At 71.8% G+C, this 15,448-nt stretch carries 12 protein-coding genes; 7 read left to right on the top strand and 5 right to left on the bottom strand.

The features are described from left to right. Window positions 1-17: 17 nt before the first annotated feature. On the bottom strand, window positions 18-527 hold the full coding sequence (locus tag QQS16_RS28165; RefSeq protein ID WP_286064820.1) for an Lrp/AsnC family transcriptional regulator: 510 nt from the start codon (window positions 525-527) through the stop codon (window positions 18-20). Between the two features lie 45 nt (window positions 528-572). Between QQS16_RS28165 and QQS16_RS28160 the strand changes: the two genes are divergently transcribed. Then, window positions 573-1,484, top strand: a complete 912-nt coding sequence (locus QQS16_RS28160; RefSeq protein WP_502963852.1) for an NAD-dependent epimerase/dehydratase family protein — start codon at window positions 573-575, stop codon at window positions 1,482-1,484. A gap of 198 nt (window positions 1,485-1,682) precedes the next feature. On the opposite strand, the gene QQS16_RS28155 is transcribed toward QQS16_RS28160, so the two are convergent. Beyond that, entirely contained in the window at window positions 1,683-3,353 is a 1,671-nt protein-coding gene (locus QQS16_RS28155) for an MFS transporter (RefSeq protein WP_286064818.1), read from the bottom strand. Between the two features lie 160 nt (window positions 3,354-3,513). Here QQS16_RS28155 and QQS16_RS28150 point away from each other — a divergent pair, with 160 nt between their 5' ends. After that, window positions 3,514-4,131, top strand: a complete 618-nt coding sequence (locus QQS16_RS28150) for a TetR/AcrR family transcriptional regulator (protein ID WP_286064817.1) — start codon at window positions 3,514-3,516, stop codon at window positions 4,129-4,131. Between the two features lie 285 nt (window positions 4,132-4,416). Here the strand turns inward: QQS16_RS28150 and QQS16_RS28145 are convergent, their stop codons facing one another. Then, window positions 4,417-5,847, bottom strand: coding sequence for a cation:dicarboxylate symporter family transporter (locus tag QQS16_RS28145; protein WP_502963928.1), 1,431 nt, complete (start codon window positions 5,845-5,847; stop codon window positions 4,417-4,419). Window positions 5,848-6,053: 206 nt separating this feature from the next. Between QQS16_RS28145 and QQS16_RS28140 the strand changes: the two genes are divergently transcribed. After that, window positions 6,054-7,859 carry a sensor histidine kinase gene (locus QQS16_RS28140; protein WP_286064815.1) on the top strand — a complete coding sequence of 602 codons (1,806 nt, stop codon included), beginning with the start codon at window positions 6,054-6,056 and terminating at the stop codon, window positions 7,857-7,859. Further along, the gene (locus QQS16_RS28135; protein ID WP_286064814.1) at window positions 7,856-8,566 is read left to right on the top strand and encodes a response regulator; all 711 of its coding nucleotides are present in this window, start codon (window positions 7,856-7,858) and stop codon (window positions 8,564-8,566) included. The genes QQS16_RS28140 and QQS16_RS28135 overlap by 4 nt, the downstream gene beginning before the upstream one ends. Before the next feature lie 61 nt (window positions 8,567-8,627). On the opposite strand, the gene QQS16_RS28130 is transcribed toward QQS16_RS28135, so the two are convergent. Further along, window positions 8,628-9,167: a hypothetical protein gene (locus tag QQS16_RS28130; RefSeq protein WP_286064813.1), complete on the bottom strand. Its 540-nt coding sequence runs from the start codon at window positions 9,165-9,167 to the stop codon at window positions 8,628-8,630. A 682-nt stretch (window positions 9,168-9,849) separates the two neighbouring features. Between QQS16_RS28130 and QQS16_RS28125 the strand changes: the two genes are divergently transcribed. Beyond that, the gene (locus QQS16_RS28125) at window positions 9,850-10,566 is read left to right on the top strand and encodes a helix-turn-helix domain-containing protein (protein ID WP_502963851.1); all 717 of its coding nucleotides are present in this window, start codon (window positions 9,850-9,852) and stop codon (window positions 10,564-10,566) included. Window positions 10,567-10,821: 255 nt separating this feature from the next. Here the strand turns inward: QQS16_RS28125 and QQS16_RS28120 are convergent, their stop codons facing one another. Beyond that, on the bottom strand, window positions 10,822-11,847 hold the full coding sequence (locus QQS16_RS28120) for an ATP-dependent 6-phosphofructokinase (RefSeq protein WP_286064811.1): 1,026 nt from the start codon (window positions 11,845-11,847) through the stop codon (window positions 10,822-10,824). Between the two features lie 194 nt (window positions 11,848-12,041). Here QQS16_RS28120 and pta point away from each other — a divergent pair, with 194 nt between their 5' ends. Both pta and QQS16_RS28110 read left to right on the top strand, forming a co-directional pair. After that, the gene (pta, locus tag QQS16_RS28115; protein ID WP_286064810.1) at window positions 12,042-14,144 is read left to right on the top strand and encodes a phosphate acetyltransferase; all 2,103 of its coding nucleotides are present in this window, start codon (window positions 12,042-12,044) and stop codon (window positions 14,142-14,144) included. After that, window positions 14,141-15,349, top strand: coding sequence for an acetate kinase (locus tag QQS16_RS28110; RefSeq protein WP_286064809.1), 1,209 nt, complete (start codon window positions 14,141-14,143; stop codon window positions 15,347-15,349). The genes pta and QQS16_RS28110 overlap by 4 nt, the downstream gene beginning before the upstream one ends. Window positions 15,350-15,448 lie beyond the last annotated feature (99 nt).

Here is a 15,448-nt window from a genome sequence, read left to right as displayed (position 1 = left end):
AGGCCTTGACGCCGACGTCAGGGCAACAGCGGTTTCCGCTCCACCGGGGAGGTCAGCACGATCGACGTCGTGGTACGGCCCAGGGCGGAGATCCTCTCCAGGACCTCCTCCAGGTGCACCGTGTCCCGGACGGCGACCTTGAGGATCCAGCAGTCCTCGCCGACCACGTGGTGCGCTTCGATGATCTCCGGACGCCCGATCAGTTCCAGGGTCCTGGGGTGCTTGAGGGTGAAGCCGCCGTGCGGATCGACCCGGACGAACGCCTGGAGGCGGTAGCCCAGCCGGGCCGGGACGACCTGGGCGCCGTAACCGCTGATGACGCCCGCCGCCTCCAGGCGCCGCACCCGCTCGGTGACCGCCGCCGGGCTGAGCCTCACCCGGCGGCCCAGTTCGCTGAGCTTGATCCGGCCGTCGGTCTGCAGGAGTTCCAGGATGTGTCGGTCCAGCGCGTCGAAGGCCACCGATGTTTCGTCGGCGGCGGCACGTATCTGCCGAGGTTCTTTCGGCGCGGCGGCCGGAACTCCCATGGTTCCCCCTTCAGGACGGGCGGGTACGGCTGGAGAATTATGGTCATGGAAAAGGCGCGAGAGGTACTGGTCATCGGCGGAAACCGTTATGTCGGCAAGCGGCTCGTCACGCGGCTGCTCGCCGCCGGGGACCGGGTGACCGTACTGAACCGCGGTTCCTCCTCGCCGCCCGCGGGCGCTGTCCACCTGGTCGCCGACCGGAACGACGAGGAAGCGCTGCGGCGGGCGCTCGGCGCACGCGCCTTCGACGTCGTCGTCGACCAGGTCTGCTACACCCCGCGCCAGGCGGCGATCGCCCGCCGGGTCCTCGCCGGCCGGACCCGCCGCTATGTGCTGACCTCGACGGTCGAGGTGTACGAGTACGAGGACTCGATCGCGCCGGTGCGGGAGGCGGCGGTCGACCCGACGACCGTCCCGGTGGACCTCGGACTCCCCTGGGAGAAGCCGGAGTTCCTCGACACTCACTACGGCGAGGGCAAGCGGCAGGCGGAGGCGGTCCTCGCCGCCGACCCCGCCTTCCCCTCCGCGGCCGTCCGCGTGGCCCATGTCCTGGGCGGCGCCGACGACTTCACCGGCCGGCTCCAGCACTACGCCGACCGCATCCGCGCCGGCGAGCCGATCGCCGTACCGGTGGACAACCAGCCCGCCACCTACATCCACGTCGAGGAGATCGCCGACTTCCTGGCCTGGGCGGTGGACCAGGACTTCACCGGCCCGGTCAACGCGGCCTCCCACGGGCTGCTGACCACCGAGGAGTTGTGCGCGGCGGTGGCCGACCGTTTCCCGGACGGCGAGACCGTGTGGCGCGCGGTCGAGGTCGGCGAGGTCTCCCCCTTCTCGTTCACCCGCTCCTACGGCATGGACAACTCCCGCGCCACCCGCCTCGGCTTCTCCTTCGGCGACACCCGGCGGTGGCTGCCGCGCGCGGTGGCGGAGACGCTGGGGAGAGGCGACTGAGGTACGCCACCGGCGGCGCGGGGCGCCACGGCGAGTTCCACGTCCTGGCGGACCGAGTCGGGTGGCGGGCCGGCACAGGCCCCGGGGCGGAGCCCTCAGGACAAGGGCCACATCCCGGCCGACCGAATCGATGGCGGGCGGGCACAGACCTCGGAGGCCGGGGGCAGAGCCCCGGGACAACGCCCGGATCTCACCGGGTCAGCGGCTGCCGGCCAGTTCCTTCTCCCGGTCCCCGCTCTCCCGTGTCACCTCCGCCGCCCGGCGCGGCAGCAGCACCGCGACGACCACCGTGCCGACGCCCAGCACCACCGCACCGATCAGGCTGGTGTGGGCGACCGCGTCGGAGAAGGAGGAGCCGACCGCGTCGGCCATCCGGCGGGCGCTCTCGGTCAGTTGGCCGGCCTGCGCCCGCAACTGCTCCGCCTGCTGCGGGTCGGCCGCGCGGGCCGCCTGCGCGGCGGCCTTCTCGGCCTGTCCGGCGATGCCCTGGGAGACCCCGTACCCGGCGCCGACCGAGTCCTGGGCGGTGGCCAGGGCGGACGCGGGCAGCCCGCTGCCGGCGGTCGCGTCCGCGAGGTGGCCGGAGTACGACGTGGCCAGCAGCGAGCCGAGGATGGCGATGCCGAGCGAGCCGCCGAGCTCCAGCGAGGTGTCGTTCACGGCGCCGCCGACGCCCAGTTCGGACTCGGGGAACGCCCCCATGATCGCGTCCGTGCAGGGCGAGAGCGCGAGCCCGATCGCGAGGCCCAGGACGACGAGGGGGGCGACGAGATCGCCGTACGACGAACCGGCGTCGACCTGGGTGAGCAGCGCGAGGGCCACCGTGCCGCCGACCATGCCCGCGGTGACCGTGACGTTCATGCCGACGCGCGGGGTGAGGTAGCCGGTGAGGGCAGAGCCGACGAAGACCGCGCCGGCCAGGGGCAGCATGCGCAGACCGGTGTCCAGGGCGCTGTAGCCGAGGACGAACTGGAGATGCTGGGTGAGGTAGTAGAACGCGCCGAAGACGGCCAGGAAGAACAGGGCCACGGCGAGGTTGGAGCCCGCGAACCGGCGCTCGGTGAAGCGGCGTACGTCGACGACCGGGCGCGGGTGGCGCAGCTCCCACACCACGAACAGGACGAGCCCGGCACCCGCGACGACCGCGGCCGTGACCGCCTTGACGCCCCAGCCGAAGTGCGGCCCCTCGATGATCATGTAGACCAGCGCGCCGATCCAGACGACCGACAGCAGTCCGCCGACGTAGTCGATCCGCCCCTTCCCGTGGGCCTTGGACGGCGGGACGAGCAGGAGGGCGCCGACGACCGCGAGGGCGGCGACGGGCACGTTGATCAGGAACGTGGACTTCCAGCTGTGGTGTTCCAGCAGCGCGCCCGCGAGCAGCGGGCCGGCCGCGATGGCGAGACCGGCCGTGGCGGTCCACAGGGTGATCGCCTTCGCCCGTTCCGCGCGCGGGAAGGTGGCGGCGAGCAGGGAGAGCGTGGCGGGCATGATCATGGCCGCGCCCACCCCCATCACCGCGCGGGCCGCTATCACCCCGGCGGAGCTGCCGACGAGCGAGCCCGCCACGGCCCCGCCCCCGAACACGAACAGCCCCAGGACGAGGGCGCCGCGGCGGCTGTACTTGTCGCCGATCGCGCCGAGCAGCAGCATCAGCGCCGCGTACGGGACGGTGTAGCCGTCGATGACCCACTGGAGGTCCGCGCTGGACAGGCCCAGGTCCTGGGTCATGTCGGGCGCGGCGACGGTGAGGGCGGTGTTCGCCATCACGATGATCAGCAGGCTCAGACACAGGACCAGCAGCGCCCACCAGCGCCGGGAGTAGGGCCGGTCCATCCTCTCGACCGGTTCGTTCATCACGAGTCGCATGGGCAGGAGTCGCCTTCCTCACAGCGTGCGCGTTCGACTTGCACAGCAACGTGCAATTGCTCAACCTTGTGCAATGTACGTCCACTGCACAACACTGTGCAAATGGAGGAGGTGAAGCCCTTGCGAAGGGACCACGGCGTCCCGGGGCGGGGCGTGCAGAATGGCAGCCATGAGCACGGGTAACACCAGCCGCGCCGACGCAAACCGCCGGCGCATCCTCGACGTCGCACTCGGCGAGCTGTTGCGCGACCCCGACGCGTCGATGGACCAGATCGCCCGCGCCGCGGGGGTGGTACGGCGGACGGTGTACGGGCACTTCCCCAACCGTGAGGCGCTGATCGGCACCCTCGTCGACGGCGCCGTGGAGTCGGTGGCGGCCGCGCACGCGGCGGGCCGGGACGGGGTGGCGGACCCAGCGGAGGCCGTCGCCCGCTCGGTACTGGCGGTCTGGGAGGTCGCCGACCGCTACCGCATCCTGATCGCGCTCGCCCAGCGCAGCGTGACCATGCAGGGCATCCGGGACCGCCTCACCCCGGTACGGCAGGTCAGCGTCGAGCTGTTGCGGCGCGGCCTGGAGGAGGGCGTCTTCGCCTCACCGCTGCCGGCGCCGGCCCTGGCGTACGTCCAGGAGCAGACGGTGTTCGCGCTGATGGAGGCGGTGAACGACGGCCTCCTGGCGTCCGAGGAGGCGGGCCGCTCGGCCGCGGTCACCGTACTGACCGCGGCGGGAGTACCTGCCTCACGTGCCACCGAGCTGGTGGCCGAGCTGAGCGATTGAGCCACGCTTCAGCGGCGCCCGCGGACGCCGGGCACACACAACGCCGAGCGGCCAGGTCACCCGGGGAAGGTGACCTGGCCGCTCTGTTCACGACAACCGGACGGCTGGGCTACGGGGGAGTACCCAGCCGCCCGGGGCCGACGGGACGGGCCCGGGTTCAGGCGCCGGGCCCGGCCCGGCTTGGGGGCCGGACGGACCGGCCGTGAGGCCGGAGGGGAGGCCGGAGGGGAGGGCGGAGGGGAGGGCGTGCGGCCGGCGGACCGGCCGACAGGCCCGGAACCGTCCTCAGGCCTTCGCCAGCTCCTTCTCGCCGCCCTGCTCGGGGATCTCCGCGTGGGTGTCCTGGCCGTGGGCGCCGCCGCCGTGGCCGTCGTCGAGGAGCGTCTCCTCGTCGAAGGGCAGCTGACCGGCGAGCACCTGGTCGACGCGGGCGCGGTCGATCTCCTTCGTCCAGGTGCCGATCAGGACCGTGGCGACGGCGTTGCCCGCGAAGTTCGTCAGGGCGCGCGCCTCGCTCATGAAGCGGTCGATGCCGACGATCAGGCCGATGCCGTCCACCAGGGCCGGCTTGTGCGACTGGAGACCGCCCGCCAGGGTGGCCAGACCCGCGCCGGTGACACCCGCCGCGCCCTTCGAGGCGACCAGCAGGAACAGCAGCAGCGGAATCTGCTCGCCGACCGACATCGGCGTACCCATGGCGTCGGCGATGAACAGGGACGCCATGGTCATGTAGATCATGGTGCCGTCGAGGTTGAAGGAGTAGCCGGTCGGGACGGTGATGCCGACCACCGGCTTGCTGACGCCGAGGTGCTCCATCTTCGCGATGAGCCGCGGCAGCGCCGACTCGGACGACGAGGTCGAAAGGATCAGCAGGAACTCACGGCCCAGGTACTTGAAGAGCGTGAGGATGTTCAGGCCGGCGACCGCCCGCAGCAGGATGCCGAGCACGATGAAGACGAACAGGAAGCAGGTGACGTAGAACCCGAGCATCAGGACGGCCAGGCTCTTGAGCGCGTCCACGCCCGCCGAGCCGGTGACCGCGGCGATCGCGCCGAAGGCGCCGATCGGGGCGGCCCACATCACCATCGCCAGGATGCGGAAGACGAGCCGCTGGATGTGCTCGACACCGCGCAGGATCGGCTGACCGGCCGGGCCCATGGCCTGGAGCGCGAACCCGGCGAGCAGGGCGATCAGCAGGGTCTGCAGCACCTCGCCGCCGGTGAAGGCGGAGACCATCGTGGTCGGGATGATCCCGAGCAGGAACTCGGTGGTGTCCTTGGCCTCCGGCGCCACCTGCGCCTGGCCGACCTCCTTGACCGCGTCGGTCACCGCGAGGCCCGTGCCGGGCTCCAGGATGTTGCCGACGACCAGGCCGATGCTCAGGGCGACCAGCGACATGACCGTGAAGTATCCGAGGGCGATACCGCCCACGGCGCCGACCTTGGCGGCCTTGCGTACCGAGCCGATGCCCAGCACGATCGTGCAGAAGATGATGGGGGAGATCATCATCTTGATCAGGTTCACGAAGCCGGTACCGATGGGCTTCAGCTCGACCGCGAAGTCGGGGGCGACCAGACCGACGGTGATGCCGAGGGCAACCGCGACGATCACTGCGATGTAGAGGTAGTGGGTGCGGTCCCGTTTGGCTTTGGGTGCGGTAGCTGCCGTATTGGCTGCGCTGCTCACGGCTGCCCTCCTTGACGACGTCGTCGGCATCACCGGCGTGCGGCTCACGTCCGGGGGTTCGGGATGGGGATGTACTGCGGGGACGCAGTGCGGGGATCTGCTGCGGTTCCGCGGGGGTCGTGCTGCGGTTCCGCCGGGTTCTGCATGGGGGGATGCGGTGACTATCTCCCGCCGTGTGAGGGCGGTCACCCTTCCGTTCATTTAGTTCACAATCAGCCAAGGGGCAGACTGACGGCATGCACGTCCGTGTCCCGAGACCCCGCAGCCTGGCCGGCCAGCTCTTCGCCATGCAGGCCGTGCTGATAGCGGTCGTCGTCGCCGGGTACGCGCTGTTCACGTACGTCAGTGACCGCAGCCAGGCCGAGGACGCCGCGCGCCGGCAGACCCTGGCGGTGGCGCGATCCGTCGCGGACTCCCCCTCCGTGCGCGAGGCGATCGGCACCGCCGACCCGACGGCCGAGCTCCAGCCGTACGCGCTGCGGGTGGCGGCCGACACCGACGTCGACTTCGTCACGATCATGAACCCGCGGGGCATCCGCTGGACGCACCCGGTCGAGTCGGAGATAGGCCAGCGCTTCCGGGGACACATCACCCCCGCCGTGCGCGGCAGGGCCTTCACGGAGACCTACACGGGCACGCTGGGTCCGTCGGTCCGCGCGGTCGCCCCCGTCGTGGACGGCGACCGGCGGGTCATCGGCCTGGTCAGCGCCGGCATCCGGGTCGAGGAGATCACCAAGCGGGTGCAGGGCCAGCTGACGGCCCTGCTCGCCGTGGCGGCCGGCGCGCTGCTGCTCGGCGCGGTCGGCACGTACGTCGTCAACGCCCGGCTGCGCCGCCACACCCACAACATGAACGCCACCGAGCTGAGCCGGATGCACGACTACCACCAGGCCGCGCTGCACGCCGTGCGCGAGGGCCTGCTGATGCTGGACGGGCAGTACAAGGTGGCGCTGATCAACGACGGCGGACGCGAGCTGCTCGGGGTGGCGTCGGAGGCGGACGTGGTCGGACGTTCGGTCGCCGAGATCGGCCTGCCCGCCCCTCTCACCGGGGCGCTGCTGGCGTCGGAGCCGCGGGTGGACGAGGTGCACCTGACGGCGGACCGGGTGCTGGTGATCAACACGTCCCCGGTGTCGGGCGGCGAGCGCCGGGGCACCGTGGTCACCCTGCGGGACGTGACCGAGCTCCAGTCGCTGATGGGCGAGCTGGACTCCGAGCGCGGTTTCACCCAGGCCCTGCGCTCGCAGGCCCACGAGGCGGCGAACCGCCTCCACACGGTCGTCTCCCTGATCGAGCTGGGCCGCGCGACGGAGGCGGTGGACTTCGCGACCGCCGAGCTGGAGCTGGCCCAGGCGCTCACCGACCAGGTGGTGGCGGCGGTGAGCGAGCCGGTGCTGGCGGCGCTGCTGCTGGGCAAGACCGCGCAGGCCAACGAGCGGGGCGTGGAGCTGGTGGTGTCGCAGGACAGTCGCCTGGACGACGGCCTGCTGCCGCCCTCGCTGCCCTCCCGTGACCTGGTCACCATCCTCGGCAACCTGATCGACAACGCGGTGGACGCGGCCCAGGGCAGCATGCGGGCCCGGGTGACGGTGACGGCGTACACGGAACGCGGTGAGCTGGTGCTCCGGGTGTGCGACACGGGCGCGGGCGTGGCCCCGGCCCACAAGGAGATGGTGTTCCAGCGGGGCTTCTCCACCAAGCCGTCGGGGCCGGGCGGGCGGGGGCTCGGGCTGGCCCTCGTGCGGCAGGCGGCGAACCGGCACGCGGGTTCCCTGACGGTGGCGGAGGCCGACGGGGGCGGCGCATGCTTCGAGGTGCGGCTGCCCTTGGAGGACGGGGGTGGCGTCGGCAGGACGGCCGAGGGGGACGTCCCGGGGGGCGCGGCCGAGGGGGGCCACCCGCAGGGCGTGGCCCAGCGGGTCGTCGCGCAGGGCGTGGCCGACGACGAGGCGGCTCGCGGAGCCCTCCCGGCGAGCGTGGCCGAGGACCGGGCGGCTCGCGGAGCCGTCCCGGGAAGCGCGGTTTCTGGAGGCGACGTATGACGACGAGCGAGCAGCAGCCCCTGATCCGTGTCCTGGTCGTGGAGGACGACCCGGTCGCCGCCGACGCCCACGTCATGTACGTCAACCGGGTCGCGGGCTTCACGGCCGTCGGCAAGGCCCACACGGGTGCGGAGGCGCGACGGGCGCTGGACCGCACCCCGGTCGACCTGCTCCTCCTGGACCTGCACCTGCCGGATGTGCACGGACTTCAGCTGGCGCGTTCGCTGCGGGCGGCCGGCCACCAGGCCGACGTGATAGCGGTGACGTCGGCGCGCGATCTCACGGTGGTCCGGGAGGGGGTCTCGCTCGGGGTGGTGCAGTACGTGCTGAAGCCGTTCACCTTCGCCACCCTGCGGGACCGCCTCGTGAGGTACGCCGAGTTCCACGCGGCGGCGGGCGAGGCGAGCGGGCAGGACGAGGTCGACCGGGCGCTGGCGACGCTGCGGGCCCCCGGCCCGGCGGCACTGCCCAAGGGGCTGAGCGGTCCGACGCTGGAGCGGGTGACGGGTGCCCTGCGGGACGCGGTGGAGGGCCTGACGGCGGCGGGCATCGCGGAGGCGGTGGGCATCTCACGGATCACCGCCCGCCGCTACCTGGAGCACCTGGTGGAGGCGGGGTGGGCCGAGCGGGCTCCGGTGTACGGGCAGGTGGGGCGGCCGGAGCTGGTGTACCGGTGGGTCCGGGGGGCGGTGGGGCGGGGGCGTTGACGGACCTCGCCCCTCGGGACGGGAGCCACGCCGCGTTCGGCCCGCGCCCCTCGCACAGGAGTCACGCCGCCCGCGCGTACCGCACCACCTGCGAGGCGAGCCCGGTCACGGCGAGCGCCTCCAGTACCGACACCGCGACCAGGAGTCGGCCGCCGTCGCCGTCCGCCCAGAAGACGACCAGCGCGGCCAGCGGCACGGCACAGAACGCCGTCAGGTCCACCGCGGTCTGGACGGCCTTGCGGGATCTGCGCCGCGCGTCCCCGCGGTGGGCGGTCTCCCAGCCGAACGCCTGGAAACCGCCGCCAGGCCGGGCCAGCGCAGCGAGCCGGGGCCCCAGGTCCTCCCGTACGTAGGCACCGATCGCCGAGATCTTCTCGTCGTTCACGAGGTAGGTCCACCCGAGCACGACGCACACCGGCGGCAGCGCGAGCAGCATCGACGGCTGCTCGGCCTGCGCGGTCGCGGCGATGACGGCGGCCACGACGGCGAGGGTCACGTAGAGCAGGTTGTCCCGGAACCCGATCCGCGCCTTCTGCTCGTCCTTGACGCTCTGGTATTCGGCGAGCAGCAACTGCCCGACGGTGACGTCCTGTTCCGGCACTCGGTTCCCTTCCCGCGGCGTACGTCGAGTGTGCCGGAGACCGGGCCGTGCCGGGCGTGCGCCGGGGACACCCGGACCGCCGGGACCGCCCGGGCCCGCACCGGTCGATCCGCCGCAGTTCTTCGGCAACCGGGGCATGGTGGCGTACGGGCAGCGCGCAGCGTTCTCCGTCGTCTACTCGACCCCGGTCGTCCTGCTGTACGTACTGATCGCCCGACGGCTGGGCGGCGGGTTCGCGCTGGGCGGCGCGGTCAAGGGGGTGAGCCCGCCGAACCTCACCCGTCCGGGTGAGCGGAACGTTCGGATCGCGCCGCGCGTTCTGCGCCTTCCCGAGCCCGATCGGCGGGTCGGCCAGGGCGTACGCGTCTTCGATGTCCGCCCGCACGGGCGGGACCCGCCGCGTCCCGTCGGCGCCGGCCGTCGCGGGAAACCGGAGGTCCGGCGCGGGCGGACCCGCGCGCATATGCCGCTCCACCTTGCCCTTCGCCCCATACGCGGGCGCCTCAGACCGCCCGGCCGCCCGTCCGGGCGGCCCCGCGCCCACCACCCGGCCGCCCCCGGGTCGGCGACGGACGATCTTCGGCCACCCCGAACCCACGACCGAAACCGTATTTTCCTACAATCTGTGATCCTGGCCGAACTGACCGTAGTCACCGCACTCCCGGGCCCCTACTTTGTGGCCGTGCACCGACCCCCACCGCCGAATCCGCCCAGCCCGCCGCCGCCTCCCCTGTTCGACGCCCCCGCCGCCCGCAGACTCCGAACCGCTCTCGGAATGGGACCCGAGCACGTCGCCTACGGCATGCGCGCCTCGTTCGGGCTGCCCTATGTGACCCCGGACCTCGTCATCGCCTGGGAACGCGGGATCACCTCGCCCGCCGGGCGCGAACTCACCGCCCTCGCCGGTGTGTTGTGGTGCTCCCCCGGTGAACTTATCGACAGGCCGCGCACCTTGCGCGAGCACCGGCTCTCCCGCGGCTTCGCGCCGGAGGACGTGGCCCGTGCCGTCGGGCTCGAACTCCTCGCCTACCTCGGCATGGAGGAGCACGACGAGTGGCGCGGCACCGACCGTCAGTCGGCCCTCCTGGCCGACCTGCTCGACCTCTCGCTGCCCGACTTCGTCACCGTCACGGGCCGCGAGCCGAAACTCGCCGGGCTGCTGCGCGATGCCGTGACCACCCGGTGGCAGGCCTACGTCCGTCCGGTCGCGAAGATCGTGCCGCTGGGCCGGCGGCTGCTGGAGGACACTCTGCAGAAGCTGCACCGGCAGTACCACGGGCAGATGGTCGCCACCCTCAACTGGGGCGGCGGCAGCGGCGACGCCGGGACCACCGGCCAGGAGTTCCTGGACCGGGTCGTCGACCACTTCTGGACCACGGTCCGGAACAACACGGGCTAGTGCCGTGGCAGGCAACGTTCGCCCCGTCGCGACGCCCGGCACGCCCTCTCGCCGCACCGGCCGAAAGCCCAAGTACATCCAGTACGAGGGCTTCCGGCCGGCACGCCGAGAGCACGCACCGGACGCCGCTCCTTGACGGGCAAACGTCGCCTGCCGCGGCACTAGGACCCCGCCCGGAGATCCCGCGCCCGGTGGTCCCGCGCCCGACGAACCCCGCCCGGGTTCCCCGGCCGGGACCCGGACCCGGAGCCCCGTCTAGAAGACCGACTCCACCTCGTCCATCCGGTCCTTCGGGACCCTCTTCAGCTCGGTGACCGCCTCGGCCAGCGGCACCATCACGACGTCGTTGCCCCGCAGCGCGGTCATCCTGCCGAAGTCGCCCCGGTGCGCGGCCTCCACCGCGTGCCAGCCGAAGCGCGTGGCGAGCACCCGGTCGTACGCGGTCGGTGTGCCGCCGCGCTGCACATGGCCGAGGATGACCGGCTTGGCCTCCTTGCCGAGCCGGCGCTCCAGCTCGTACGCCAGCGCCGTACCGATGCCCTGGAAGCGCTCGTGGCCGAACTGGTCGATGTCGCCCTTGCCGTAGTCCATGGAGCCCTCGGCGGGGTGGGCGCCCTCGGCGACGCAGATCACCGCGAACTTCTTGCCGCGGGCGAAGCGCTCCTCGACCATCTTGACCAGGTCGGCGGGGTCGAACGGCCGCTCCGGCAGGCAGATGCCGTGGGCGCCGGCGGCCATGCCGGACTCCAGGGCGATCCAGCCCGCGTGCCGGCCCATGACCTCGACGACCATCACACGCTGGTGGGACTCGGCGGTGGTCTTCAGACGGTCCATCGCCTCCGTGGCGACGCCGACGGCGGTGTCGAAGCCGAAGGTGCGGTCGGTGGACGAGATGTCGTTGTCGATGGTCTTGGGGACACCGACCACCGGCAGACCCGCGTCGGCCAGCATCCGCGCCGCCGTCAGCGTGCCCTCGCCGCCGATCGGGATCAGCGCGTCGATCCCGAAGTCGCGCGCGATGTCGTACGCGTTCTCGCAGGCCTCGCGCAGACGGTCGCGCTGGAGACGGGAGGAGCCGAGGATGGTGCCGCCGCGGGCCAGGATGCCGCTGACCGCGTCGAGGTCGAGGGTGCGGTAGTGGCCGTCGAGGAGACCGGCGTACCCGTCCTCGAAGCCGATGACCTCGTCGCCGTAATTGTCGACCGCTCGGTGCACGACCGACCGGATCACGGCGTTCAGGCCGGGGCAGTCGCCGCCTGCGGTGAGAACTCCGATACGCATCGTGCTGTGTCTCCTGCTCGCTGTTGATACCGGTGAGCCAGATCCGATTGTTTCATGCCCCACCGGACGGTGCCGCATCCGCTGTTGACGGGCGCCTTATCTATCGCGAGAGGTATTGTCAAGAGGGTTCCGCTCACCTCGGTGGGCGCTTTTTATGGCCGCCCGAGCACCCGAAGACGAAACGGAGAACACGCGTGACCCGCAGCGTGTACGTGACCGGTATCGACCGCGGCGACGGCCGCCAGGTCGTCGAACTGGGGGTCATGGAGCTCCTGACCCGGCAGATCGACCGGGTCGGCGTGTTCCGTCCCCTCGTCCACGACGGCCCCGATCGCCTGTTCGAGCTGCTGCGGGCCCGGTACCGGCTGACCCAGGACCCGGCGACGGTCTACGGCATGGACTACCACGAGGCCTCCGCCCTCCAGGCCGAGCGCGGCGCGGACGAGCTGGTGTCGGGGCTCGTCGACCGCTTCCACCGGGTCGCCCGGGACTACGACGTCGTCCTGGTCCTCGGCACCGACTTCGCCGACACCCAGTTCCCGGACGAACTCGCCCTCAACGCCCGGCTGGCCAACGAGTTCGGTGCCTCCGTGATCCCGGTGGTGGGCGGCCGGGGCCAGACCGCGGAGTCCGTGCTCGCCGAGACCCGCAACGCCTATCGCGCCTACGACGGCCTCGGCTGCGACGTCCTCGCCATGGTGACCAACCGGGTGGCCCGCGCCGACCGGGACGAGATAGCCGAGCGGCTCGCGAACCGCCTCCCGGTGCCCTGCTCCGTGGTCCCGGACGAGCCCGCCCTGTCCGCGCCGACCGTCGCGCAGATCGCGCACGCCCTCGGCGCCAAGGTCGTCCTCGGCGACGACTCGGGGCTGGCCCGGGACGCGCTCGACTTCGTCTTCGGCGGCGCGATGCTGCCGAACTTCCTCGGCGCCCTGACCCCGGGCTGCCTGGTGGTCACCCCCGGCGACCGCGCCGACCTGGTCGTCGGCTCGCTGGCCGCGCACAGCGCCGGCACCCCGCCGATCGCCGGCGTGCTGCTCACCCTGGGCGAGGTCCCGGGCGACGACATCCTCACCCTGGCCGCCCGCCTCGCCCCCGGCACCCCGGTGCTGTCGGTGGCCGGCAACAGCTTCCCCACCGCCGCCGAGCTCTTCTCCCTGGAGGGGAAGCTGAACGCGGCCACCCCGCGCAAGGCGGAGACCGCGCTCGGCCTGTTCGAGCGGTACGTCGACACCGCCGACCTCAACCGGCGCGTCTCCGCGCCGAGCAGCGACCGCGTCACCCCGATGATGTTCGAGCACAAGCTGCTGGAGCAGGCCCGCTCGGACCGGCGGCGCGTCGTGCTGCCCGAGGGCACCGAGCCGCGCGTCCTGCACGCGGCGGAGGTGCTGCTGCGCCGCGGGGTGTGCGACCTCACCCTGCTCGGCCCGGTCGACCAGATCCGCAAGAAGGCCGCCGACCTCGGCATCGACCTGGGCGACTGCCAGGTGATCGACCCGGCCACCAGCGAGCTGCGGGACGCCTTCGCCGAGAAGTACGCGGCCCTGCGCGCCCACAAGGGCGTCACCGTGGAGCTGGCGTACGACGTGGTCTCGGACGTGAACTACTTCGGCACGCTGATGGTCCAGGAGGGCCTCGCCGACGGCATGGTGTCGGGCTCGGTGCACTCCACGGCCGCGACCATCCGGCCCGCCTTCGAGATCATCAAGACCAGGCCGGACGCCGGCATCGTCTCCTCGGTCTTCTTCATGTGCCTCGCCGACAAGGTCCTCGTCTACGGCGACTGCGCCGTGAACCCCGACCCGAACGCCGAGCAGCTCGCCGACATCGCCATCCAGTCGGCCGCCACCGCCGAGCAGTTCGGCGTGGACGCGCGGATCGCGATGCTGTCGTACTCGACGGGTACGTCCGGGTCGGGCGCCGACGTCGACAAGGTGCGCGAGGCGACGGAGCTGGTGCGGCAGCGGCGGACCGACCTGAAGATCGAGGGGCCGATCCAGTACGACGCGGCCGTGGAGCCGACGGTCGCGGCGACCAAGCTGCCCGGGTCGAAGGTCGCCGGCCAGGCCAGCGTGCTGATCTTCCCCGACCTGAACACCGGCAACAACACCTACAAGGCCGTGCAGCGGTCGGCCGGCGCGATCGCCGTCGGGCCGGTGCTCCAGGGTCTGCGCAAGCCGGTCAACGACCTGTCCCGGGGCGCGCTCGTCCAGGACATCGTCAACACCGTCGCCATCACGGCCATCCAGGCCCAGTCCTCCGCCCCGTCCCCGATCGAGAAGGCGTCCGCCCAGTGAGCTCGTCCCGCGTCCTCGTCCTCAACTCCGGTTCGTCGTCGGTGAAGTACCAGCTGCTCGACATGGCGGACAGCAGCCGGCTGGCCGTGGGGCTCGTCGAGCGCATCGGCGAGGAGACCTCCCGGCTCACCCACACGCCGCTGACCACGGGCGAGGCCCGTGAGCGGACCGGCCCGATCGCCGACCACGAGGCCGCCCTGAAGGCCGTGGCGGAGGAACTGTCCAAGGACGGGCTCGGGCTGGACTCGCCACAGCTGGCCGCGATCGGGCACCGGGTGGTGCACGGCGGAAAGCACTTCACCGAGCCGACCGTGATCGACGACACGGTGCTCGCCGAGATCGAGCGCCTGATCCCGGTGGCTCCCCTGCACAACCCGGCCAACCTCACCGGCATCCGCACCGCCCAGGCCCTGCGCCCGGACCTGCCCCAGGTCGCCGTCTTCGACACCGCCTTCCACACCACGATGCCGGAGTCGGCCGCCCGCTACGCGATCGACGTGCGCACCGCCGACGAGCACCGCATCCGGCGCTACGGCTTCCACGGGACCTCGCACGCGTACGTGTCCCGGGCCACGGCCGAACTGCTGGGCAAGGCCCCGGAGGAGGTGAACGTGATCGTGCTGCACCTCGGCAACGGAGCGTCCGCCTCCGCCGTGCGCGGCGGAAGGTGTGTGGAGACCTCCATGGGACTGACGCCTTTGGAGGGGCTCGTGATGGGTACGCGCTCCGGAGACATGGACCCGGCCGTCATCTTCCATTTGATGCGCGTTGGCAAAATGTCCACGGACGAGATCGACACTCTTCTCAACAAGAAGAGCGGATTGATCGGTCTGTGCGGGGACAACGACATGCGGGAGATCCGCCGCCGGGTCGACGAGGGCGACGAACAGGCACAGCTCGCCTTCGACATCTACATTCACCGGCTGAAGAAGTACATAGGCGCCTATTACGCCGTGCTCGGACGCGTGGACGCGATCGCCTTCACAGCGGGAGTCGGGGAGAACGCGAGTCACGTGCGGGAAGCTGCCGTCGCGGGCCTGGAGGAGCTGGGCCTCACGGTGGACGGCGCGCTCAACGCCGTACGCGGTGACGAGCCGCGGTTGATCTCGCCCGCGCACGCGCGGGTGGCCGTCGCCGTGGTGCCGACCGACGAAGAACTGGAGATCGCCACACAGACCTACGCGCTGGTCGGAAAGAACGACTGAGCAGAACAGCGAGCAATACACGGCAGTAACACGCCTGAGCGCGAAGCCGCCCATTTGTATCTTCCGCCAGACGGAATATTCCGTAGCGAAACAAACCGA

It is taken from the genome of Streptomyces sp. ALI-76-A (assembly GCF_030287445.1).
Classification (GTDB): Bacteria; Actinomycetota; Actinomycetes; order Streptomycetales; family Streptomycetaceae; genus Streptomyces.
Note: the sequence above shows the minus strand (reverse complement) of the source record. Positions and strands in the feature narration are given on the sequence as shown.